General features: G+C 50.1%; 9 protein-coding genes. 7 read left to right on the top strand and 2 right to left on the bottom strand.

Features of this window, described 5'->3' with window-relative positions; genetic code table 11:
• Window positions 1-13: 13 nt before the first annotated feature.
• The 4 genes from ACZ50P_RS13560 to ACZ50P_RS13545 all read left to right on the top strand — a co-directional run bounded on the left by ACZ50P_RS13560 (window position 14) and on the right by ACZ50P_RS13545 (window position 5,618).
• Complete coding sequence (locus tag ACZ50P_RS13560; RefSeq protein ID WP_464131744.1) at window positions 14-2,218, top strand: sensor histidine kinase; 2,205 nt, start codon at window positions 14-16, stop codon at window positions 2,216-2,218.
• A gap of 42 nt (window positions 2,219-2,260) precedes the next feature.
• Window positions 2,261-3,637, top strand: a complete 1,377-nt coding sequence (locus ACZ50P_RS13555; RefSeq protein WP_464118213.1) for a sigma-54-dependent transcriptional regulator — start codon at window positions 2,261-2,263, stop codon at window positions 3,635-3,637.
• A gap of 13 nt (window positions 3,638-3,650) precedes the next feature.
• Complete coding sequence (gene proS / locus ACZ50P_RS13550; protein WP_464118212.1) at window positions 3,651-5,150, top strand: proline--tRNA ligase; 1,500 nt, start codon at window positions 3,651-3,653, stop codon at window positions 5,148-5,150.
• Window positions 5,151-5,345: 195 nt separating this feature from the next.
• Window positions 5,346-5,618 carry a KH domain-containing protein gene (locus tag ACZ50P_RS13545; protein WP_464131742.1) on the top strand — a complete coding sequence of 91 codons (273 nt, stop codon included), beginning with the start codon at window positions 5,346-5,348 and terminating at the stop codon, window positions 5,616-5,618.
• A 38-nt stretch (window positions 5,619-5,656) separates the two neighbouring features.
• Here ACZ50P_RS13545 and ACZ50P_RS13540 read toward each other — a convergent pair whose 3' ends face one another.
• Together ACZ50P_RS13540 and ACZ50P_RS13535 are read right to left on the bottom strand one after the other, a co-directional pair.
• The gene (locus ACZ50P_RS13540; protein WP_464131740.1) at window positions 5,657-8,605 is read right to left on the bottom strand and encodes a hypothetical protein; all 2,949 of its coding nucleotides are present in this window, start codon (window positions 8,603-8,605) and stop codon (window positions 5,657-5,659) included.
• Window positions 8,606-8,656: 51 nt separating this feature from the next.
• Window positions 8,657-9,139, bottom strand: a complete 483-nt coding sequence (locus tag ACZ50P_RS13535; RefSeq protein ID WP_464131739.1) for a hypothetical protein — start codon at window positions 9,137-9,139, stop codon at window positions 8,657-8,659.
• Window positions 9,140-9,440: 301 nt separating this feature from the next.
• On the opposite strand from ACZ50P_RS13535, the gene ACZ50P_RS13530 reads away from it, so the two are divergent.
• From ACZ50P_RS13530 to ACZ50P_RS13520, 3 genes are read left to right on the top strand one after another with little or no spacing between them, the layout of a single operon-like run.
• Entirely contained in the window at window positions 9,441-14,147 is a 4,707-nt protein-coding gene (locus ACZ50P_RS13530) for a hypothetical protein (RefSeq protein WP_464131738.1), read from the top strand.
• A complete protein-coding gene (locus tag ACZ50P_RS13525; protein ID WP_464131736.1) occupies window positions 14,134-19,353 on the top strand; it encodes a hypothetical protein in 5,220 nt (1,739 codons plus the stop codon). The genes ACZ50P_RS13530 and ACZ50P_RS13525 overlap by 14 nt, the downstream gene beginning before the upstream one ends.
• 25 nt (window positions 19,354-19,378) lie before the next feature.
• The gene (locus ACZ50P_RS13520) at window positions 19,379-25,567 is read left to right on the top strand and encodes a hypothetical protein (protein WP_464131734.1); all 6,189 of its coding nucleotides are present in this window, start codon (window positions 19,379-19,381) and stop codon (window positions 25,565-25,567) included.
• The last annotated feature ends 26 nt before the right edge of the window (window positions 25,568-25,593 follow it).

Below are 25,593 nucleotides of genomic sequence, written 5' to 3'. Positions count from 1 at the left end.
TAGCATGGGGCCTATGGAAAATACGCCCCTTAAGGATGAGTTTCTTCCTCCTGGTCCGCAGGAGTTCAAAAAGCGACGCCGTGAGATCATTTTGGTTCTTGTGGTGTCGTTTTTATTTGGTCTTCTGACGTGGTTTGAGATCCGCCTGTTCGCCACCAGTCAGCAGCTTCCCTTTGTTCACAGCATCTTCTTTTTCGGTCTGGTGAACTTCAACATCATCTTGTTGCTGCTTCTGCTCTTCATGATCTTCCGCAATGTCGTGAAGGTTTTCGTGGAAAGGCAGGGGAAAGTTTTCGGCAGCAGTCTGAAGGCTAAGCTGATTGCCGCGTTCGTGGCGTTCAGCTTTATTCCGACCGTGCTGATGTTCATCATCTCGGTATTTTATATCAATTCCAGCTTCGACAAGTGGTTCAGCGCCAAGATGGCGGGTGTCCTGAAAAGTTCCATCGAAGTCACCAACGCCTATTACTTCAACGCGAAGAAAAAGAACTATCACTTCGCCCATCAGATTTCAGATGCGATCCGTCCGCTGAAAAGCCAGAAAGAAATCCAAAAAAAGGTCGAACAACTGCGCAAGGATTTCAGTTTGGATGCGGTGGAATACTATCCTTCGCTTTTCGGTAAACGCGTGGTGGTGTCGGCAGAGGATGACAACGTTCCCACCGTGCCTGCCGTGTCGCTTGAGTTCCTGCAAAAGGGGATCAAGCTTCAGGCCGAAGCCAGTATCATTCACCAGTTCGGGGATGGAAATCTGGTGCGGGTGATCGTGCCTGTGCAAGAGGGCGCGGAAAAAGGCGCTGTGGTGGTTTCAAGCTTCCTGCCGCTGTCTTTGATTTCAAAAATGAACGATATTTCGACGGCCTATGATGAGTTCCGCGACATCAATCCGTTGGAATACCCGCTAAAGTCGATCTATCTGTATATCCTGGTCTTGATGACCTTCGTGATTCTGTTGGCGGCGACCTGGTTTGGGTTCTATCTGGCCAAGCAGTTGTCGGTGCCGATCGTTCAGTTGGGGCGAGCGACCCGTCGTGTGGCCGGGGGGGATTACACTCCGCTGGAAGTAAAATCCGGTTCTGAGGAAATCAATGACCTGATTACAAGCTTCAACCAGATGACGGTGACTTTGGAAAGCACACTCGAAGAACTGGATCAGCATGCGCGCTATACAGACACGGTTTTAAAGAACGTCAGCGCCGGGGTTATTTCGGTGGATAAGGCTGGCGTTGTCACCACGATCAACCGTCATGCGGCTCAGCTTTTGCGCGTGGACCCGGAAAAATACATCGGGCATTCGGTGCGGGATCTTCTGACTTTGGAATACTTCCGAACTTTCGCGGAGCTGCAAAAGACGATGCACGATCACAAAATCGAAAGCTTGCAGAAAGAACTGCGCCTGAATGTCCAGGGTGAGGCGGTGCCATTGCAAGTGACGCTGTCCATGCTGAAGGATGAAAAAGGCGAGGACATCGGTAAGATTCTGGTCTTTGACGACATGACTCCCATTGTGAACGCACAAAGGGCCGCAGCTTGGACGGAGGTGGCCCGCCGTATCGCGCACGAAATTAAAAACCCTCTGACTCCGATCAAGCTTTCGGCAGAGCGCTTACAGCGTAAGTTCGGCGCGACGATCACGGACCCCGCCTTCAGTGAATGCACGACCATGATTGTGAAGCAGGTTGATGGGTTGAAGAACCTGGTGAACGAGTTCAGCAACTTTGCCCGATTGCCGCAAGCCCGACCTGTGGTGGCTAACTTAAACAGCGTGGTGGAAGAGTCCTTGGGGCTTTACCGGCAGGCGCACCCTCAGATCGACTTTGAGTTCACCAAGGATGGGGATCTGCCGGACTTCAAGTTTGATCCGGATCAGATCAAGCGGGTTTTGGTCAATTTGGTTGATAACTCGGTTTCGGCTGTTGCAAAAGAGCCACAGCCGAGCATAAAAATTGTCACCCGGTATGACAAGGACATCAAAACCGTCCGTATGACTGTGGCCGACAACGGGGAGGGCATCCCTGCGGCGGATCGAAGTCGCATTTTTGAGCCATACTACTCTACAAAAGAGGGCGGAACTGGGCTAGGATTGGCGATTGTGAAAAGGATCATCGAGGACCACAACGGCTTCATTCGGGCTACGGCCAATGAACCTAAGGGGATCAAGATGGTTATTGAGATGCCCGTAAATGAGATAGGCGCCTGGAAACCCTCCGACGCGTGAGCCGGTCCAAAGGGTTGGGAAGAATTTGAGAAAGAGGTCGTTATGACGGCACTGAGTACTAAGATTTTGATCATTGATGATGAGGCTCCGATCCGGGATGTGCTTTCGGCATCTTTGCGTGATGAGGGCTATCAGGTTTCTTTGGCCCATGACGGAGAGTCTGGAATTCAGGCGATTCGTGATGTGCAGCCGGATATTGTGTTTTTGGATATCTGGATGCCGGGCAAGTATGACGGGATCGAAGTTTTGAATCTGGCCCGCAAGGAATTCCCACATGTGGAATTCGTGATGATTTCCGGTCACGGGACTATTGAAACAGCCGTGAAGGCGACGAAGCTCGGAGCTTGGGACTTTATCGAAAAGCCGCTCTCCATGGATAAGATCCTGATTGTGATCTCAAATATCCTGAGCTACCAACAGCAAAAAGAAGAAAAGGCTTTGTTGTTGAATAAACTTCGCAAGTCGATTGCTTTGATCGGTGAGGCTCCTTCCATCGTGGCCACCAAGCAGATTATTGCGCGCGTGGCACCGACGAACTCCTGGGTTTTGATTCAGGGCGAAGCCGGCACAGGCAAAGAGCTGGTGGCACAGAATATTCACTACATGAGCTCCCGTGCCAGCCGTCCGTTTGTTGAAATCAACTGCGGCGGGATCCCTGAAGATCTTCAGGAGGCTGAAATCTTCGGAATTGAAAAGGGTGCCATGCCTGGTGTGGATCGTCCAAAAAAAGGAAAGCTCGATTTGGCCTTGGGCGGAACTTTGTATATCGCTGAAATTGGCGAATTGAATCCGGCGGCCCAAAGTAAGCTTCTGCAATACCTGGACAGCCGTAAATACAGCCGCGTCGGCGGTGTGGAACTGATTGAAAATGATGTGCGTGTGATCGCTGCGTCCTCCAAAGATCTGGAAAAGGAGGTTAAGGAAGGTCGTTTCAGAGAAGACCTGTACTATCGTTTGAATGTCATTCCTTTCCGCGTTCCCGCTTTGAAAGAGCACCCCGAGGACATCCCGGTTCTGGTGTCTTATTTCTCTGACAATGTTTCGCGTGAAAGCGGTTATCCGAAAAAAGTATTTTCGGAAAAAGGGATTGAAAAGATGCTGGCTTACCAATGGCCAGGAAATGTTCGTGAGTTGAAGAACTTCATCGAACGTGTTTACATTTTGACTCCGGGTGATTTTGTCGATGTGCATGACCTGCGCTTTGCCGGTTTGATCGATAAGGATGATGAAAAAGCCGTTGAGATGCAGGATCTTTCCACCTTCAGGGAAGCGCGTGCGCAGTTTGAAAAAGACTACCTGTTGCGCAAGATCAGCGAAAACAACGGCAATATCTCTCGCACGGCGGAAGTGATCGGTCTGGAAAGAAGTTATCTTCACAGAAAGATCAAAGCATACGGAATTGACTCAAAAGAAAACTAAGAAAGAGACGACAATGGCAGATACAGCAATTACCCCGACACGTTCCCAAAACTATCCAGAGTGGTATCAGCAGGTGATCATCGCCGCGGATATGGCCGAAAATTCTCCGGTGCGCGGTTGTATGGTGATCAAGCCCTGGGGCTACGCTGTCTGGGAAAACATGCAGGCGGTTTTGGATCGCAAGTTCAAAGACACAGGCCACGTGAACGCTTATTTCCCGTTGTTGATTCCACTGAGCTTCCTGGAAAAGGAAGCGGCTCACGTCGAAGGCTTTGCCAAAGAGTGTGCGGTGGTGACTCACCATCGCTTGAAAGGTGATGGCAACGGCAAGCTGATTCCGGATGGCGAGCTGGAGGAGCCACTGATCATTCGTCCGACCAGTGAAACAATCATCGGCCATCAATTTGCAAAATGGGTGAAATCTTACCGTGACCTTCCGATTCTGGTGAATCAGTGGTGTAACGTGATGAGATGGGAAATGCGCACACGCATGTTCCTTAGAACCGCTGAGTTCCTGTGGCAGGAAGGACATACCGTCCATGCAACGGCCAAGGAAGCTCAGGAAGAAACTTTGCAGATGCTGGATGTTTATGCGGACTTCGCTGAAAATTACATGGCGATGCCGGTAATCAAGGGTATGAAGACGCCGGATGAAAGATTCCCGGGTGCCGTGGATACCTACACGATCGAAGCACTGATGCAGGATAAAAAGGCGTTGCAGGCGGGAACTTCTCACTTCCTGGGTCAAAATTTTGCCAAAGCTTCCGAGATCAAGTACCTGAGTGCTGAAGGCAAAGAGGAATTCGCATGGACAACCTCTTGGGGTGTTTCCACTCGTTTGATCGGTGGTCTGATCATGACCCACAGTGATGACAATGGTTTTGTGGCACCGCCAAGACTGGCGCCGTTGCATGTTGTGATCATTCCGATCTATCGCAATGATGAAGAGCGTGCGCAGGTTCTGGATTACGTAAAAGCTTTGGAAAAGGACCTGAAAGCGCAGAACTATGTGGGCTCATCTGTTCGTGTGAAAATTGATGATCGCGATATGCGCGGCGGTGAAAAAGCATGGCAGTACATCAAGCAGGGTGTTCCTGTACGTGTGGAAGTCGGTCCTCGCGATATGGCCAAGGGTGAAGTCTTCGTAGGTCGTCGTGATCGTGGGCCGAAAGAAAAGGCATCCCAGTCCAGAGACGCTTTTGTGCAAAATATTGGAGCCCTTTTACAGGAGATCCAGGATGGTATGTTTGAACGCGCTAAGAAAATGCGTGATGAGAGCATCAAAAAAATCACAAATCTACAGGATTTCGAGAAGTACTTCTCTGGTGGAGAAACAACAGCGCCGGGCTTTGCCAAGGTTCCTTGGTGTGAGGCTGGTATGGGCCACGAGTTGTTGGCGCAGCTGAAAGTGACTCCACGCTGTATGCCTCTGGAACAGGAGCCGATCGAGGGGAACTGCATCTTCTCCGGCAAGCCCGCCACAAAGTGGGTTCTGTTTGCAAAATCATATTAGTTCGAACAGCCCTCTTCGGAGGGCTTTTTTTTGTCAAAAAACCGAAGAAATTTATAAAAGTTGTTAAAGATTCTTTAACGTGTTTCTGTCGTCGGGATGTGTGAACACTTTGAAGTCGTGTCTGTACGGCGGCCCATTGCGCTTCCTTGAGTTTTCATTGAGCATGAAGCTCTCAGTGACGGAGGAGATGTTTTTGTGGTTACGGCGGAAAATCAGTTGGATGAAGTTCGTACTCGGATGGGAAGAGTTTTGCGTGAGGTGGTGCAGGAAATGACGGCCGGTGCTTCTGGGGTGGAGGTTAGTTTCACAACCGGAGACCGCACGACGATCTATCGAATCTCGGTGCCCCAGGAACACCGAGGTAAACTGATTGGGGCCCAGGGCAAGAACATCACTTCTTTGCGAAACATCCTGGGCGCCATGGCTGGAAGTTATGGATTCCGGGCTATTATCGAACTGGTGGTATAATATTTTTTGTAAAAAAAGAGCTCCCGAAGGAGTTCTTTTTAATTGATCTCAATGAAGCTCGATTCTGACCAGGGCGAACTTTGAGAACTGCTGCGACCTCTTATGCGGAAATACCAGCGTCCATTATCAAGGCCTTGTTTAAGATAATAATCACGAGCCTCCACTTTATAAACAGTGCTGCCAGTGAAGTCGGTGTTCTGTGATAGTTCAAGCTCATACCAGGCAGCGCCAAGAATTTGTCCCCAGGCAAAGCGAATGGCATCGCCGCGCTTGAAACGTTTTCCTTTATTTGGGGCTTCCAGGGCCGCCGGCTGCAAATCTTCTTGCTTGCGATATTCCACAGCATAGACCTGCGAAGGAGTGTCGAAGAATTCCGTGCTTTCCGAGCTTGGAATCAGCCGGAAGTAGTACCAGCCTTCTTGGGTGACCGGCATGAAGAACTCGATATTTTTGGTTTCCAGTCTCTTGGCGTCCTTAAGATCTTCGCGGCGCCCGACCTCCAGAAAGTACTTCTTTGCATTTTTACGATGATTCCACAGGATGTGCAGCTTGTCTGAATCCTTTTTGTCTTCGATATTGCCAAAGGCGATTTCATAGCGATCCACGGAAGGGCCTGGCAGAACGCCTTTGACTTTAAAGACCTCTGATGCCGGAGAAATTTCACCTTCTGCGGAACGGGCTATGACTCGGACAAAACTGGGATCTCGGGTGGAGTGTTCAATATCATATTGCTCATCGTTCACTGCGATCTTCAGCTTCTTAGAGCCAAAGCCTGGCGTGTCCGACATCTCTATCAGATAGTCTTTGGCGTGGGGTACGGGCTTCCATTGAACGGTCACGCGCACAAGTATCGGACTTACAAGCTCTTCTTTCTCTTTTAAAAGCTCAGGGGCTTGCAGGGGAGGGCGGACGTCAGCCGTTGCGGTGTTAGACCAGCCCGAGGCAGGTTTGTCTGCTAGAAGTTTCTGCGCGCGTAAATAGTATCGTCCAGGTTCAGAGACAGGAATTCCCTTGTTCAGTGTCCCTTTGTAAGCAGCCACAAGGGTCTTGAAGTCTTCGCTGCGACTGAGCTCCAGTTGGAAAGTTTCTGCTGCCCTGGCATTGCGAACCTTGGCGAACACTTCCCAGCGGCCGCGTTCGATAAAGCGCAAAGAAGCTTCTTCCAGATTGATGTCAGTCATGGGCACAACAGACAGATGGCGGAAATCTGATCTTTGTCCGTTGGTTTTGATCAAGCGCCAGTATAAAGGACCGGCATTTTTCCTGGTAATTTCAAAGCTGCTCAAACCCACCGTTTTGAACTTCTCCACATTCTGTGAGAATCCGGCAACAGGCGATATTTCTAGCGCCGCTGCAGTTCCTGTCCATTCAAAGCGCACGGGTTTTCCGACATAGGCAACAGCATTGTTAGGAGGTGTGAGAAGTTTCAACACTGCCTGTGCTTTCTGGGCGTCTGAAGCGTTTGTCGCCAGGGACTTTAAGGCAGCGGCAGAAGGTTTTAAGATGACAACATTTGAAAGCGGAGAAACTTCACCCTCGACGGATTCCGCCTGAACTGCGACGTACAGATTCTTGTTCAGATTTTCGGTGATACGGTATTCGAGTTTGTCTTTGGGAAGGCGGATGATTTTGGAGGATTTGAAATCCGCATCTGGAGATGTGCGTAGCAGGAAGTTTTCAGAATAGGCATCTGCACTCCAGGTGACCTCAGCAGTCACCGCACCTTGGGTTTGTTCTTTGTTGGAGGCGAGGCTTAGTGTCGGAGCTGAGATCGGCGGACGAACCTGAAGGGTTTTGAGTTCGGACCAGTCAGAAAGCAGATCGTTGTTGTAAAGTCGTCGAACGCGCACAAAGAACTGACCGCTTTGATCAAGGAGAGAACGAAACGGAGCCGGGCCGACAAAAGCATCGTAAGGTTCGGTGAAGGTGTCACTTTTGCTGACTTGGAATTCGTAGCGTGCATTTGTATCTGTGCTGTCAACGGTGGCTTCAAGCTGCCACTTTCCACGCTCCAGGAAACTGACTTTAAGTTCCTTGAGGTGTATGGGTTGTAAGTTAGCGACTTTGAAGTAAGAGGGGCTTGAAAACTGCGGAACTCCTTCTTTGTAAGTGACAATGCGCCAGAAAATATCCCCCTGCATTTTCTGGGAAGGAATCGGATACAGTTTCTGATTTGTGACGTCGATTTTAGTCAGGTTGTCAAAAAAGTCGGGGTGAGAGGAGTATTCCAGAACCTGTCGATCTGAAGTGGAGTGACTTTCCCAGCGGAAGGTTTGAGCTCTATCGCTTTTGTAAACGATCTGTTTTTCTTGAGGATTGATCAGGCGGATGGAGGGATCAATGGATTGATCAATGTAGAGTTCAACTTTGTTGGGTCCGTCAGAGCCGAGCTGGGAGAGGGTGTTGCGGTTGCGGACGATGACGCTTTCACCTTGTTGCAGTTCTGTTTTTTCAGCGACGCCATCCATTTGCAGGTGGCCCGAGGCCAGTGAAAGTCCCAGCGCTTTTTCTTTTTTCTTTACATAGAGATCGTACTTATAGCCCGGGCGGATCTTAAGGCCGCCTTCATCAACTCTGAGTACGACACTGCTCTGGTCTGTGGGGAAGCTGCGTATATTGAAAGAGCCATCGTTAAGAGTCAGGATCAGATTGTTTTTGTCGGTGTTATCTTCAGAGATTCTCAGGAGCGTATTCTCTGAAAGACGTGCGCGTCGGCTGCCGGAGAAAAAGAGAACTGTGGAGGACTGGCTGCCGACAAAAATCTCTGAGCCGTTGAAAAGTTTTTGTCCCTCGTTGCTTGTACGCCAGAAGAAGTCTCCGGGGTATTTGTGTCGGACTTCTCTGTTGAGGTTTCGGATGACGGCAAGAGGTTTGCCAAAAGAAGTTTCATCCACGCTGGTGTTCGGACCCAGAACACCGAAGTAGTAAGTCACTCCTCCGGCGAGGGTCACGGCCACAATCAAAGTTGTAAACCAATTTTTTTTCATGAATTACTATAACGATTTATGTGTCGATGTACAAGTCCTTGTGAAGGATTGTCACGATTTCTTGAGGAAGCTGAATGTCTTCTCCACGATGAAATCTGGCTCCGTTGTTCCGCCACATTTCGCGCACTTTAAATTTTCTGGAAGTTTTATTGATGCTTGCGACTGATCACTGGCGTAGATGTAGTGAACATTCTGCGACAGTTTTACTATCTGTTCGTGTGAACAGCTGTCGCACAAGTAAGGCGCAAGGAAGGATGTGATCGCGGCACCTTGCGGAACAAAGCCGTGGACGATGTTGACTTGGTTTACAATCACAAAAGGACATTCCTCGAGGTAAAGTTTAGCATTTTTTGGAACTCGAAGAGTCCAAAGAATCCAATTTTTCACGCCGATGGAATTGATGAATGTGACCTTGGAGAGATTGAGTTTGATCTCTTTGTATGTTTGCAAATTTATGTCGAACAATGATGTTTTCTCGCTGATCGGTCCTTCGAGGGAAATTTCAATCAAACTACCATTTATTTTTGTGTTCATCGCTCACGCCTTCTGGATGATTTGTGGGATCACAGAATTTATATTCTGGATCAAAATAGGATGTCCTGCTCTCAGGATTTTTCCACACTTTTACAAACTGTTCCTTCTTTGGAATAAGAGGATCGTTCTGATCTAGACCTTATAATAGGATTGCATTGCCTCTACTTCATTTAAGAGTCTCAGTATGAATCCTTCAGGCATAAAGGCTGGGAAAGTGTCGATTTTTCCTAGACTGTACAATGATCTGTGACGTTTTAAACACCATTTCAATTCTGCGTAACTGAAGATAGCCTTAAGCTATATGAAATGTTTTTTGTCACTACTCTTGTACGTTGCCTGTGGTGTTTTGATTTCCTGTAGCCAAGCAGGATTGCAGGGCACCAACTTGCCTTCGAAGTTCAATGGATTGGACTCGGCCGTGGCTATTTCGCCAACGGCTGTGAAGCTTTCGTGGCCTCTTCAGGCGCGATTTAAAGAATACAAGATTTATCGCAAAGGGTTTAACTCTCCGATCAAACGCGAAACGTTTGCCACAACAAAGATTGATAGCTTGTCTGCAGACACTTACTACGAGTATTCCGTCGCGGGTGTGGACGCGATGTCAGACGAAGAATTTGGTTTTGATCAGTACATGACGGTGAAGACAATGTCGAACTTCAACGGCATTCCGTCCTCTGGCGTTACCAGTCAGGCCAACGGTTCTGTGGAAGTCAGCTGGGTTAAGAACGGTGAAGGGGTTACGTATAAGATTTTTGCCAAGCGTGAAAGTGACTCCTGGGATCTGACTCAGCCAGTGGCTACTGCGATCAACAAAAGCACGATGCTCATTAGCACTCTTCCAAGTGGTTCCAAGTATTGTTTTTGGGTCATGGCGTTCTATGAAGATGGAACCTTCGAGCCCTCAAATATGAGTGAGACATATTTGAACTCCAAGGCTCCGTGTGCCTTGGTTCAGTCTCAGTTGGCAAATCTTCCTAAGGTGTACATAAACTCAGCCTTCATCGGCAGCTTCCCGTGGTTCTGGACTGAGGGCGGGGACACAACTTATAAGACAGAGATCTTTGAACGTTTTACCGACATTCGTCTAGCCACGGTCAACGGGATTGGATACTTCCGTTCCATCATTCCAATTTCACCAGGTGTGAAGGATATCTATGCGAAGGTGAGTTCAGTCGACGGGAAAGTCACTATCGTTGATGTTTTGACCAAGGGACCTAATGATCAGGTTCTTACGAAGAAACCAAAAGTGCGTGCTCTGGAAGGTGCCGGCGCAAAGGTTCCTCTGGTGCCTCGTTTGGTCGGAGATGGTCTGGGCATGCAGCAGCTTGGGAATGGGATCGTCGTTGGGGACTTCAACTGCGATGGTTATAAGGATGTTGCAATCACAGCGCCACAAGCGACACCATTTTTGAGTGCCCGTCACTATGATGCGACGGGAGCCGTCTCTGTGTTCTACGGTTATCAGCCACCCGATGAGATTGATGGAAACGGTCAGATCGTTCGTCCCAAGCCTCGTTTAAAGACAGACTTGGCGCCTGCGGCGGATGCTTCAGCCCCGGACCCTCAGTTGATTTATTACACCGATATGACTTCCAATGCCCGCTTGGGGATGCGGGTTGCGGCGGGTAACGTGAATGGCGACTGCTTCAGTCGTTATACTCCACCAGAGGGCACGACCGATACGGATCCCAAGATAAATCGTGTGGGTCTGTGTGATGATCTTTACACGCCGATCACGCCACCACTGAATCCTGAGAAGAGCAAAAAGATCTATACCTGTGATGACCTGGCCATCCAGACAAATGATGGATCTGTTTTTGTAGTCTATGGTGACCCGGTCCGCGGACTGGTCAGTGGTTCGGGTGGCAGTGCTTACGGTTTGAATGAGGCTACTTGTGACCCGGCATCCTTCAAGTGTCGTCCTACCAAATATAAAAGTGCGGCTACTCAATATGTTCGTGCGATTACGTTTGGTGATTATAACAACGATGGATTCGACGACTTGGCGGTGGGACTTGAACTGACCAATGGTAAGCGTCAGGTGCAGGTTTTGCGCGGGGACCGATCTGGTCTTCTGCCGATGTCTTCCACGAAATCTCATGCGTTGATCGACGCAGAAACAATGCTTGTCTCGGAACTGACGGATGGAAGTTTTGTGGGCAAGAGCTCGGCCGAAAGTTTTGGTGATGCCGTCGCGTCTGCCTATAATTCACGCCGCTGCGAAAATGGTGGTGGCTACATTTATCGATCAGCACCTGCGCCGAAAGCGCTGGGTTTTGATTTTGATAAATGTGATGACCTTGTGATTGGTGTTCCTGGGCGGGCCTCAGGACGCGGCTCTATCATCGCTTGTAAAGGCGTGCAGCCCACTGTCGGTACCGACCGTCAGCAAATCACGTCGTGGGAATGTAAAGAATCCTATCCGGATAACACTTTGGGAAGTCCGACGTATCCAATTTCACATATTGATATCAAGGGCTACGGATTCTCATTGTTGGGTGTCCCCAATCAGGGTGGGTATCCGCTGTTCGAAGTTTCTGGAGGTTTAACTCCTAATATTAGCGGTGCTCTGTTTGTAGGAGCTCCCATGTCGACGGTTTCAGGTGCTGCGGAAGCCGGGGTGGTCTTCGGTTATTACATGACTCCAAGATCCTCTGATTTTGCCACCGGCGGCATTGTTGGAATTTTAGAGCCTCAGCAGACGGTGATGGCGGCGAATTCAATTGCCTGCGACAAACGAAACCGAAATGTAGTGACTGGAAGTCTTGAGCATTGTGAAAATCAAGCGATCCACACCAGTCCCGCAGAAGCCGGAGTTCAATTTGGACGTTCTCTGGGTAGCGTAGAGGATATTGAAAACCTGACGCGGGCGATGCCATCGTTGGCCATCGGCGCCCCTTATCGTACGGTTACAAGTAGTGACGGAAAGAAAAATATTGGTAGTCATGGTGTCGTTTATTTGTATAAACCAGACGTTTCCACCTTTGGCTATGACAACGGAATTCGTGTGGACGTGCCGAAGTACTCACCTGACGACTCTCCAGGCTGCACCGTGGGTTGTACCTGGTATAGTGGTGGTGTGAATCCGTTTGGTGCCTCGATTATCTACGCGACCGACATGACACCCGGGACGACTCTGGGTGGTGGAGGCTTGGCCGGGGCTGACTTCAACGGAGATAAAACGGGAGATCTGATTATCGGTGCGCCGAATCTTGCGTTGCCGGCTTATCAGAATGGTGCCTCTTACATCTTCAATTCGACCGGAACCTTCGCGGCCGCTGTGACTAAGCCGGATCAGTCGATTAAAGTTAATTTCAGCAAAGAACTGAATTATCACTATGAGCGGGCCAAGGTCGTTGGGGATCTGAACGGTGACGGATACTCCGACGTTATCACTCACATTTCTGTCGCAAGCACGGTTGAGCTTGTGGTGTTTTATGGAAGCTCCACAGGACTTGTGACGACACCAGAGCCGTCTCGCAACCCAGCGTCGCCTTTGGCGCCGTTAAAGCTTGTTGTTGATACGGATCCTGGGTTTGGTACCGAGTTCCATCGAGTGGGCAGTGTCAACGGCGATGCCTATGACGATATTTTGGTTATCGGCAATAATGGGACTTATATATTCTACGGTTCTTCCAGTGGTGTGGTCTTCGCAAGTGCGCCCTCCGTGGCTCCGGTTGGTCAAAACCCTCTGAGATTTGCGATTGGTGACAGCGATGGACTTCCGGTTGTGACATTCCATGGCAGCACGAAGATGCATGGGACTGTGCCAAACACGCTGGCTTATAGCACATTTGACCCTATGAACAGAGCCGTGGCCTACGGTGATTTCAATGGCGATGGTTACAGTGATTTCGCTCTTGGAACGAATTCTGCCGAAACCCCTTCTATTGACGTGGTTCCGGGGGCTTTGAACATGAGCCCGACAAACAAAGGCCGGGTCTATGTGTTCTATGGTTCATCCGCAGGACCCCAGACCAATCGTTCGACAGGAAAGGTGTTGTTGCAGCAGGCAGATGGCTCTGCTGCTGACGTGGCCGTCGAAAATCCGTGTACGGAAACATTGCCCAAGTCTTGTAAAGTTCAGGCGCTGGCGTCTCCGGACACGGGCGTAAATTATGGCTGGCGTTTGGTGGGTTTGAAATCCCTGGATGTCATAGCCGGTGAAGAGACTTCAGAACTTGTAGTGGCCGATCCTTCTTATAGTGCCTTCAAGGGGCGGGTGTATTTGTACAAGGGTGGCGCCCGAGGTCTAGGGTACACAAGCTTCCAGAAAATTGATCCAGCGGCGGGCGCTGAAAGATTCGGTTATGATCTGGCGGCAACGGGTGACATCAACGGAGATGGAATCGTCGACATGGCGGTTTCGGCACCAGCGGTGGGTAAAGTCTATGTGTTCTATGGTGGTGTGGTTGGTGGAACGTCCTATGCGTTCTTTGGCCCAAGCAGTTTGGCGGTGACAGATTTCTTTGTGGCAGGCCAGAACCCGATTGCTGTGAATATGCTTCACGCCAGTGAGTCTTTGCCGAAGCCCCAGCGTATTGACGTGATCAATGGTGGTATTTTCGTCCTCGGTGATAATTTTGGTGTGGGGCTTGGTGGCATTGGCGACATCAATAACGACGGATTTGCAGATCTGCTGGTGAATATGCCAGGTAAAGACTTCGATCTTGAAGACACTCAAGAGGATTCTGGTGCTTATGTCGTCTACTTCGGCAGCAACCTGGGCCTGAAGCTGATCGCGGCGAAAGAACAACCCACGGATCCGACAATCCCGGCGGTGCCGACGACGACTCCACGTTGTTATAACGGGGGGGCTGTCCCGGCATGTGAGCCTTTATTGCTCTATCTGCCAGAGCGATCTGCTTATGAGTATTCTTATATATCCAGCACTCCAAGTGGTGATATCAACGGCGATGGAATTCCAGACGTAGTCTTGGGAACTCCGGGAAGAAATCACCCTTCAGGTAAAGCGTTCTCGACAGGAGTCGTCTATGTTCTCTATTAAAAGGATTTTGTATGGTATTTTAGCGGCCAGCATGATGATGCTGGCTTCTTGTACCGAGAAGTTAGAGACAGGAAGCCTGCTGCGTGATTTTACCGGGGCGTCCGGCGTTGAAGTGCTTTCGCCCACGGCCGTCAGAGTTTATTGGGATCTGCATGAGCGCTATCGCGAGTATAAGGTTTACTACAATCTGAGTCAGGACCCGTTGGAGACCACGTCATTCAATGAAGTGACCATCCGTAATCTGAATCCGAATTCCACCTACACCTTTAAAGTTGTGGCGACAGACGGCACCAACAGTGTGGGAGGAAACAAGGAAATAACTGTGACGACCTTTAAGCCTTTTGAAGGGGCGGGGGCCGTCACCAAGGATGCCGATGGAAACCTTATTCTGACTTGGGAATACCCCAACAAGGTTTCCGAGTATCAGATTTTCTATAAAGAATACGAAGACCCCACGGCAGAAAACACGACAAACTGGACAAGTGTTAATAAGACGTCCATAGAGCCGCGATATATTTTCCGTGGTTTGCCGGGCTCAACTCGTTATCACTTCGTTGTGCAGGTAAAGTATCTTGATAACACCTTTGGTCGTCCTACGAAGGTAGTGACGGCCTCTACAAACTCATCGTTCCCGACACCGGCTTACGAGTTGAGTCCGATTTCAATCGGTTCTTTGCCTTTTGCGAAGGTGAACCCGGTTGTGAATTCCGAATACAGAAATGAGAACTATGTCAGCCGTGTTTATCGTGGTTCTGAAGCGGTTTCAGATCCTCTGGTGGGGGCGGGGACGATCGTATTCTCTCCTTCAGCCAGTTGGAATATCGGCAAGGTCGATGATCTTTCGATTCGTGTGAATTACAATGATGGCAGTAAAAATGAGACCCTGATCTTTGATAACTTAAGCACCTATATCAAGGGTATTCCAAATGTGAAAGAGATGCCTCCGATGCTGGCCGCAGATGCCGGAATCTCCTTTATGGGCGAAGCTGTGACTTCCGGCGACTTCAACTGCGACGGATATCCGGACTTGGCGGTGGGCTTGCCAAATATGGCCATTGCTTCATTGGGTGTTAAAAATTCGGGCGCTGGTGCCGTGTATGTTTATTACACTTACAAACCGGTAGGTTCTTCGACATACAGATTGAAAACGTCCCCTGCGCCGGAAAGAAATCCGCTGGTTCCTGGGGTCGATCCTCAGCTCATTACTTTCGAGGATCTCAGTCATCAGGCTAAGTTTGGAAAGTCCCTGTCTGGAAGCGGAAATTTGAACGGCGACAGTCATACCGGTCTAGCATGTCAGGATTTGCTGGTGGGTGCTCCGGGGATGGATACCCCTGAGACTGGTGAATACAATGGGGCCGCGTTTGTATTTTTTGGCAGTCGGCAGGGTTTAAAAGCTCCTACGAAAGTCAAGGACATGCAGCAGAACTTCGAAACCTGTAACGGTCTTGTCGACGGGGCGACATGTTCTGCGGTGATGCTGTGGCCCAATACGGCATTGTGGCCTACAGATAAGTGGGACCAGAATCTGAAGACTTATGAATCAGGTAGCGTCGAGTTTGGCTATTCTGTTTCGTTTATTGGGGACTTCAACGGAGATGGTTACGATGATATTGCCGTGGGTGCGCCATCGGGCGACTGGGATGGTATTCCAGCTCCGAATCTGCCGGGAGATTCCAAGTACGAACGTGATACAGGCTATGTGGCGCTGTATTTCGGCTCCAAGTCCGGTATTGGATATGAAACTCCGCTAGCGACCTCCGCTCCGACAGGAACGGATCTGAAATTCCGTTTCTTGAAGATTTATGCTCCAGTACCTCATGCTGGTGCTCGCTTCGGTCATTCAGTGCACGGGGGAGCCGACGTGGATGGGGGCTTCCGTATTCGCAACGTGGATGGGAAGTTGGTCGGTGGAGCCGATATGATTGTCGGCGCTCCTGGCGATCGTTATCCTCAACCGGGTTCTAATAAAGTCAAGGCAACTACTGTAAACTGTACGACTCCGGACACCTGTGCCGCAGTGACACCTGCGGAGGGTGGGGCTGGGATCACGGTGGGTTCATTTAACTATCCGTCGAATACAACCATCTATGGCTTGCCTGTGACTCAGGCGCTTTATGGAATCGGTTCAGCCCCAGGGGCCGCCTATTTGTACTTTGGTCGCTCTGCACCTTCGGCGTCGGCACCAACGGACTCAACTTTCCGGGGTACTTTCTGGCAGTGTGGTAATCGAAAAATGGATGCTAAAGCGCACTTCTCGTGTCTGACGAAGAACACCGGTTTTAGAGTCCTGTTCCCACGAAGTTTCTATAAGGAAGATCAACCCGGAAACACGACCAAAATGCCAAGCAAAGGTTTTGGAACGTCTGTGGCTTTGGTGGGCGATTCTTCTCGTTATGACAGCACCAACACCGCCATCACAAACCCTTCGGATTCGAATGGGGATGGTTGGGCAGAAGCAGTCGTCGCCAGCAGTTTGTTCGATAATGGCAGTAAAATTTCCTCCGGTGCTCTGTGGGTCTTCTATGGAAATCCAGGCAAGCTCTATGAAATTGAAGCCTTCCGTGTGATTGATACAGCAGCCTCAACGACAGCCTACAGCCGTCATTGGGTGGATGGTCCTCCTCAGTGTACCTCATTTGCGGTGGACAACCTTGCCAGCCGTGAAATGTGTGCGCCGACGCTGATTCGCTCCAACTCCATTGGATCGGGCTTCCGCTTGGGTTATTATCCTGAGGCCATGGCCGTGGCCGATGTGACCGGGGATGGCTTGAAGGATGTGGTCGTCGGTGCCACCGGCGACAGCACGAAAGCCACAAATTCTGGTGCAACCTATGTGTTTACAAGTCTGCAGAATGCAGGTCTGACATCGAACTTCCTGCATATCTACAACTATCAGGGGAAGGCCAATGACTATTTTGGTCGCGCTGTCACAGCCGGAAACTTTGACGGTGACTTCAATGGCCTGCTGCCGCTGAATGACGTCTTTGTTGGTGCCTATTTGGACAAGTCCCAGAAAAATGGTGGTGGTGCCGCCTATGGATACTACTCCAAGGGTCAGCCTTTGGCTTCCGTCAACTCCGTTCCAGAAGAGCGACTGGTGGACTCTGCCGCCAGTCCGCAAAGTTTGAATTTTGAAACAATCCGCTTAGTGGGGGATATCAATCGGGATGGATATGATGATGCCGTTGGGCAGATCTCCCGACCTTCTCCTGATTCTACTGTGTCGACAACTGATGCGGTTGTGTTCTTCGGCTCTAAGGTGGGTCTGGTTACGACTTCATTCTGCCGTGAGAATCTGAGTCGTATCTTCAAAGCTCAAAATCAGAATGAGACTTATTGTTATCCTTCGGTAAACCCCGCTCAAGGGGTGACATTGGATGATATCGCTCTTCCTCAGTTGATCACACGACCGACAGGCTTTAGCGCCGGATGGGCGATTCGATCCTTTGCTGCCGGGGATGTAAATGGTGATGGTTTTGCTGATGTGGCCTTTATTGATTACAATAGCGGTGGTCAGATCCTGATGTATTATGGATCCCGTGGTGGTTTGCAGGCTGTGACCAATCCAAAATGGATTCCAGCCGCGGGTGATCCTCAGATCATCTCCAAATTATGGAATGTCATGCCAACGGGGACCGACTCTTTTAACAACATTTTGGATGAAGCTCGTCCGTGGAGCAGACAAATGATTCATCACGGGGACTTCAATGGTGATGGATATTCTGACATCGTGTTGAGCAATCCCCTGGGTTCTTCATTCTTCCGCATGAACAAAACCGGAACTGTGATTGATACGACTCCTCCAAGTGGTGGGGCTGTTGCCGCAAATAGTGGTTGGCAGTGCGAGCCGGAGCCCGACTCTGGATGTACCAATGGGGATCCGGCCATTGAAATGGGTCGCGTGTGGATCTACTACGGCTCATCCGTAGGGGTGCAAACTCCTAAGTTAAAAGGCTTTGGCCCGGGGGATGAACCTACGGTTACAACGGCTCTGGCATCCAGCAATGCAACTTACATGGTGGACACGTACGGCACTGAATCCGCGGCCCTGGCCGGGAAGCCATGTAACAACGGTGCCTGTAAAATGCAGTTCTTGTACAGTCCCATGGTTCGCAACGTCGACTATGGATACCAACGCATGAGACACATGTTCGGAATGAGCCTTGCGGTCTTGGACATTGATAAAGACGGCAAAGACGATCTGGTTGTTTCTGCTCCAGGCTGGGAAGATCTGGCTTGTTATTATGATGCCAGCCCGCGAAGCAACTATGGTCGTGTGTTCCTGTACAAGGGCAGTGCGAATGGTCTGCAGGCAGGACCTAGAGAGGACTACTACAACGCGGATTATTCCGGAGGCTCCTGCACGGATGATACTTTGTTCCAGAGTGTGGATCCGACGTTGGATTCTTCAGGTGCAAGCGGAAAAGTGACGGCACTTATGCCACCAATTCTAAATGGTGCACTGGGTGTAAATAACAGGGACGGACGTTACTTCGGCTATCGTGTTGCCTCCGCGGGGGATTTGAACAACGACGGATACGAAGACTTGGTTGTCACTGCGCCACGGGAAACCCCCAAAGCTGGATTGGCAAATGCGGGGGTCGTCTATGTCTATTATGGTCCTCTGTGCGGCTCAGACAACAGAGATGTGATGTGGGACTATCTCGGCAGTCACTTGAACAAGCAGATGGAGTACACAGATCCAAGTCTGCCTGGCGGAGCTGCGGGGATCCAGTGTATGCGCTCGGTGGGGACGCCAAAACCTGCGCCACAGATGTTCTACGCCTGGGATTCAAGAGCCTCTGACTTCCTTGGCTCTGAGGTGATGTCAGGTCGTATGAAGTCCGGTGATTTCAACGGTGATGGGTTCGATGATATTATTCTTGGAAGCTACGGCTACGATGATCAGGTTAATGGCATTACAAACCTGGGGCGTGGAATTACCTTCTTTGGTTCCAGCAAGGGGCTTCATTCCGAAGACTATCCGGATACTGTCGTCGTCGCTGATGCCGAAGGCAAATACAAACCATTTATCATCAGCCGGGAAGAAACAGAGAATTCTCCGAGTTATTTCTTCTCTAATACCTCTTCAGGTGACATTAACGGTGATGGAACTATGGATATCTTGGTTCCAAGTGAAACACATGATGGATATGCGCCGATGAACGGAATTGATATCGGGACATTCTTCTTGCTTTATTGAGGGACGTAGTTAGTTGGGGGCGGGGATGCTGAAAGCTTTGGTGCTAATTCTGGCGACGGTCTGGTTGACGGGCTGTCTTGAGGAGCAGGGGAGTTCGAGTGAAATCGTAATTCCTCCCGGCAGCCTATTGCAATTTGACTTGGCTCAGGCCAACGTGGTTAGTACCAAGAAGTACTCCATGTATTTGACGGAGTTCGATCAGGAAAGTAAAAAGACCAAAAATCTTCTTGATATGACGACAGAAGCAAAGCCGGATTATCTCCGTTCGATCATGCCTAAGGGGTTGACGCCCACGGGGGCTTTGGTTCTTAAGATTGTCATGGAGTATCGGACCACACCTTGGTTCGCGCTCGTGTATCCCGGAGAAACCATTTCTCCAAGTCTTGAAACCACGTTGGTGTATAATCTTTTGTCCAACTATCCGGGACGAGCCCTGAGTACCTACACTCCCCAAGAAATCAAAGCTATCACCGATGCTGTGATTCGTTTTAAAGAGGACAGACTGGCGATGTTTGGTATCGCACCGAACTTCAATCCGGATCATCTGTACCGTTTCCTTCGGAACGGTCTTTCAAACAGCTATGACTTTTTATCTTTACTAAAAGGTTACGGAGTTGAATTTGTCTTCAACTCTGACGGCGATGTCACTCAGGAACCCTATCCATTTGGCATTTTAAATCGGGCACCTGTTCTTGACTTAAAAGCCACCACCAAGGTCAGTACACAGCGTGTGGAGGAAGGCAAAAAGCTGGAAATTCGCGCTGTGGCGGTGGATCCTGATGGTGATCAGGTGTTCTTCGCATGGATGTTTGAAGGCTCTTTGGTCACTGCTGAAGACGGTGTCGTCCGCTATGAACCTGATTATGATAAAGGACGTCCGGATCCCTACACCATGAGTGTGCTGCTTTCTGACGGGGGCAAAATTGCCAGGGTGGATTGGCCGGTGCAGGTTGAAAACGTCAATCGACGTCCGACCTTTAGTCACAGCTGTACCATGCAGGTGAATGAAAATCAGCAGTGGACGTGTCGGGTTCGCTTTCAGGACGAAGACGGTGACCCCGTCAAGGTGAGCAGTGACGGAATTGAGGGCTCGACAGCGGTCTATTTAAACGGACAGGCTACGCCGACCGAAGTTGCAAATGCAAACGAAGTTGAAGTGCGTTGGACGCCTAATAACGAAGATGCACGCAAGGGTGTTAATACGATTGCTCTGCAACTTGTAGACTCTTTGGGCGGCCTGACTTTGGCAAATTTGCAGGTCAAGGTGATCGATACCAACTCGGCCCCTGTGATGCTGGGCGGGGTGAATCCGGTTTATGACAACCCCATTGAGTGGGACTACTGTGCCTCGGAAAATCCCGACGGCGTGGAGCCTTATCAATTCTATCTGGATTTCCAGGATCCTGACAATGTGGCGGCCATCCCGGCAAATCCTCTGGACGAAATCACATTGACGACGGCCGGGACTTTAAAAAGCTATATCACTCAGCTGGGCAGCGCTCAGGTTCTGGCCGATCGTGTGCGATACACCTTTGTATGGAAGCCTTTGCATTCATTGTTAAAAGGAACGTTCATTGTGACTTTGAAGGACAATCACAATGGAACTACTCCGCCCATCACTTTGAATCTGACTGCGGCAGATCGAAACACCAAGCCTTGTATGGGCGGTGGGGATATGACATTGCAGGTACAGTCCAATAAGCTGCAGCATCAATCTACCTTCTCTGTGAGTGACCGAGACAACGATCCCCTGTGGCTGGAGGCTTACGATTTCTCTATGGCGGGAACTCCTCTTTTGAAGGGGGCTGCGGATGCCTTAAGTAATCTGCAGGATTGTGGAACTAATCAGCCTCTTATCTTGCGGCGTTCAGTTGGAATGACGGAGCCGACTTATCGTCGGAATGCTTCCAGCTTCTGTATAAGAGCTCACCATACTTCTGAAAACGTCAATGGTGGTGTGGCGGGATATGTGCGTTTTGTGCGTGCAGCGGACGATACGGCAGTTCGGACTTTCTCGACGGCAAATACGTTCACCGATCCTGCGACAAATATCGTGTTCAAACCGCGTGTGACTGTTACCATTAATCCGGGAGACCTCGAAGTCTGGTTCCCGGTCTTTACCGAAGTCACAGCGGCGACCGCCGCCGCCAATACTCTGACTGTGATGTCACCTGCGGTGGCCGGAGTGACGGCGACAAATCCTTCTGCGTTTTACGACCGTGGGGTGATTCGTTTTACCAGAGCGACAACTGCGACGCCCCTTACGATTCCCAAGTTTACGATTGTCAAAACGGCTTCAGGCCGCTTGATTCAGGCCCGAACGGCGGATGATATTGTAATGGCTGTTGGGGTCGCTACCGTGGAGGTCCCGATTTGGCGTGTACCCCAAATGATAGCGAACAATACCGAGCTGACACCTTCCAACACATTGCCGGGTTCGCCAGCCTTTAAAATCCACGCAGTTTCGGGTGTTGTGACGGCGGGCAGTCTGCCGAATCCACCGGGTCTGTATGATTGGAACGAAAATCTGGTGCATCAGGGAACTTCCAACAACGTCTTGCTGCAAAGACGTTTCCGTGTGCGGGTGATAGATGGCTATCGTCTTCCAGGCAATGCGGTTCTGACGTTCCTGGATGCTCCACCCGCCGGGGCTAGTAACGTCACCGTGAAGAATACGGCGACAATCTTTCAACATGAAGGAAAAGTGAACTTCACGCGTCCTTCCGGTGCGGGGGCTGCTGCGGCAATTACTTTGCCGGCCGGGACTCGTTTAAAGACAGCCAATAGAACTCTCTACGAGCTGATCGACCCAGTATCCATGGGTGTGAATGTGACTGCTGTTTCAGCATGGGTTCGTCGTATCAATAATATTGGGATGACGACGACGGCCGGGGTTAACAATCGATTTGCCACGATTCAGTTCCGTGATGTGAACATACCGTCAGTCATGGTAGGACCATCCGTAATTACAGCCTATGAGGGCGTGACCTTGCAGGACGGCCTGATCCAGATGGCTGACAGCACCCAGGAATTGCCTGTTCCCTATTATAAAAATCACGAGTACTGGTACCCGTTGGATGCCCCTGATTTCTTCAACTTTAAAGTTGAGAAGATCGGCACAGGTCCTGTGGGGCAGTGGGACTATTGTCGGGTGCCGGGCAATCCCACCGCAAATGGAGTAAGTTGTGCGGCCAGCCGTTGTGATGTCGACCCTGTCGTGGCGGACCGGGCTTTCTTCAGATCTAACAGATGTTATTTGCGCTATGTTCCTCACGCCAATGATCTATCCGGTACGTTCAACTTCAAGGTGACGATTACAGAAAGAGCTCCGTGGGGTAATACTGGCAACATTCAGACGATTACTTTGAATGTAAAAGAGATTAACAAAAAACCGGTTCTCACCGACAGCAACTTCGCTCCTCTGGCAGGGGGAGTGGGTTCGGCCTTGGGGAACCCTCAGGTGTTGGGTGACTATACAGAGGGAACAGAGTCTTTCTATAACATCTATGCGATAGATAGAAATAAAGGGGCTGAGCTGCAGACAGTGAACTTTGAGCTGGACACTCAAGTTTATGATCTTAAAAACAGCGTTTGGCGACCAGCACCGAGCGGTCTGGTTGTGCAGGTTGATAAGCGAGAGGCCTTGACGCCGGGGCCAGGTACGAAGACCACAGCAAAATTGTTGTGGAATCCAACCGACGAAGAGGCAAAGAAATTTGGCGGTACAGACGGATTGATCGTCAAAGTTAAGATTTATGACGCCAAAACGATGCCAGATGTGCGCGAGTCCATCGATGCATACTTTAAAGTGCGTCTGATTAACAAGAACCAGATTCCATCCATCGCGGAAATTTCTGCGGGCAATGAGTTTACCATTTTTGCAGACACGTATTTCTATAAAGATATCTATCTGTATGACAAGGATGCTTACACTCCGGAAGGCGGCAGCTTCACGACACAGCTGACCTTGTGTCGTGACTCGAATGGGGTGGCATTGCAACATCCCACTCTGGATCCAGGCGCCGCAAACCCATTTATTTGTCATGCTACGGTGGCCACATGGGCGACAGAACTGACCACTTACGATGCGGCCTACAAACGTAATGTCAGTGTTACGAACTGTGGTGATGGCACCAATTTGAATGCAGATTTGGCCGTGCCGAAGCTGACTCCGGTTGGCTCTCCAGAGGTTATTAACGGAGTTCATCGCCAGCGCTATAAAATGGAATGGTGTCCACAGCGTTCGCACATTGGAGTTTATTCTTCAGAGCTATTTGTGAACGATAACGGGGACCAGGATCGAGATGGCACAATGTCTGGCAGGACCGTGAGCGCGACACCGCTAAGAATTAAAGTGGTGGCGCCTGCATTCTTCGTCAGTCCAAGGCAGAATCTTGCAGGGGATCCTATTCACTTCATGCCTCACACCAGTGCAAGTATGCCGTCTGCGCCATTTAAGTACCCTGTTATAGTTAACAATTCTCAAGGAAATCCCTTGGAGTATTCTTTGGTGACATCGCCAAGAGCCTGCTCTGAAGCCAACGGGATGTGTATTGACGCTGCCACAGGGATCATCTCCTGGAATCCTGCTTATCCGGGGGATGTGACTGCGGAAGGGGCGGCAGGGCACCTGGTGCGAGTGAAGGTCAAAGATTTAAAAACACAGGAAACCGATGTGGTGGGCTTCTATCTGAAGGTGCAAAATCCACTGGCGCCGTTTGAGGTCTCTCCAACCCTGGACAGCTTTATGCCGGCAGGGACTGATGTTCTGGCCTCTGAGAAAAATCCGGTGGCCTTCTCGGTGACGGCCTCGGATCCGAACACCAATGACACACTTTTCTATCGTTGGTATGTGAATGATGAGTTGATTAGCGATGAGGGGGCCAGTTTTTCCTTTAAACCCAAAGACACTGATGGATCTCTGGATCCGGATGGTTCTGGCCCGTTGAAGGCCGGGGAGTTTGTTGTCAGGGCCGAAGTGACTGACGGTAACTACATTGCTGCCAAAGAATGGAAAGTTAAGATTCGTAACAACTATCTGCTTGGAGAGTCATTGTTTGACCTGACCAAGGCTCGTCCAGAAAGTCTGCCATCTCAGATGCCATTAAGTCTGAACTGGAATCTTGAAAGTTATATTTCCGTCAGCTTGGGTGCAACCATGGTGGACCATGTGATCTTCGCAGGGACCTACATGATGGGGGTGTTTAAAAAGCATTTCTTGTGGGACTTTAGCTTGGTCAACGGTGTGGTGACGAAGCCCAATGGAACATTGATTAATCCTCCTTGGAATTTCTATGAGGATCTTCCTTGGTTGTCCGGAACAGAATCCAAACGTTTGGGGCTGGTCAGAACTAATGGCAGCTTTGATATTGTCCTGACTTCGCAGTCAGGGCGTGCGGGTCCCTTCGGTTTGACCACTGAAGCCCTGCGTATCCCGGCAGGTGATTTAACGGGGCTTTCCTTGGGCTCGGGGAACAAGTGTATCGGTGACTGTCCCCAAGATCTGTTCTTGACCTCAATGTATTCGGATGCTCGTTTTACGGAGTCAATGGATTCGACTTATGTCTTCTATTCCTCTGACAACAAGGACAAGCTGATGTACGACTATTTGGGTCCGGCGTCGCCGATCCAGATCTATAATTTCGGTTCAGCAAAGATTTCAGGAATGGCATTGAACAAGAACCTGAATCGAATTTACGTCACAACCCAGCAGACCAGTCCGTCTGTTTCACACAAACTTTGGGTCTTCAATGTTGCTCCGATCCGTTCGGGAGGGGCCGCAACCCTTGTCGCGCAGATTACTTTGTGGGATGGAGTCGTGGGACATGAAGACTGTAAGCCTTCGGATCTGGTTATCGACACCGTCAATCATCGCGTCATTGCGTTGCTATCCGGTACAGGCGGAGTGGCCGTCCTGACCGATGGCCCGGCGAAGACGCCGACAATTTCGGACGTTCAGTTTGTGGGAGTCAATGAAATCAGCAGTTCCCCATTTGATGTTCCGGGGCAGGGGAAGCGTCTGGTGATTCGTCCAGAGGACCGAATGGTCATTGGTACGATGAAAGACGCCAATCAGGTCTTCACGATTGATCTGGATAGCTATCATGTTTATACGAATTCAGTGCAGGATCCGATCGACAGCATCGGCAGTTTCGACTCTGGTCAGATCCTGCTGATCAGTCGAAGCAAGGGCCGGATTTACCGCGCTCGATAGCTTTGGAATTGTAACTTTCAGACAGG

It is taken from the genome of Bdellovibrio sp. CKG001 (assembly GCF_055397465.1).
The sequence above is the reverse complement of the archived record's forward strand: the minus strand, read 5'-3'. Positions and strand labels throughout refer to the sequence as shown.

What these genes read in the sequence shown, in the direction of transcription:
- ACZ50P_RS13560 (WP_464131744.1), top strand. Translation starts at nt 14, where the DNA reads ATGGAAAATACGCCCCTTAAGGATGAGTTTCTTCCTCCTGGTCCGCAG.
- ACZ50P_RS13555 (WP_464118213.1), top strand. Translation starts at nt 2,261, where the DNA reads ATGACGGCACTGAGTACTAAGATTTTGATCATTGATGATGAGGCTCCG.
- proS (WP_464118212.1), top strand. Translation starts at nt 3,651, where the DNA reads ATGGCAGATACAGCAATTACCCCGACACGTTCCCAAAACTATCCAGAG.
- ACZ50P_RS13540 (WP_464131740.1), bottom strand. Translation starts at nt 8,605, where the DNA reads ATGAAAAAAAATTGGTTTACAACTTTGATTGTGGCCGTGACCCTCGCC.
- ACZ50P_RS13535 (WP_464131739.1), bottom strand. Translation starts at nt 9,139, where the DNA reads ATGAACACAAAAATAAATGGTAGTTTGATTGAAATTTCCCTCGAAGGA.
- ACZ50P_RS13530 (WP_464131738.1), top strand. Translation starts at nt 9,441, where the DNA reads ATGAAATGTTTTTTGTCACTACTCTTGTACGTTGCCTGTGGTGTTTTG.
- ACZ50P_RS13525 (WP_464131736.1), top strand. Translation starts at nt 14,134, where the DNA reads ATGTTCTCTATTAAAAGGATTTTGTATGGTATTTTAGCGGCCAGCATG.
- ACZ50P_RS13520 (WP_464131734.1), top strand. Translation starts at nt 19,379, where the DNA reads ATGCTGAAAGCTTTGGTGCTAATTCTGGCGACGGTCTGGTTGACGGGC.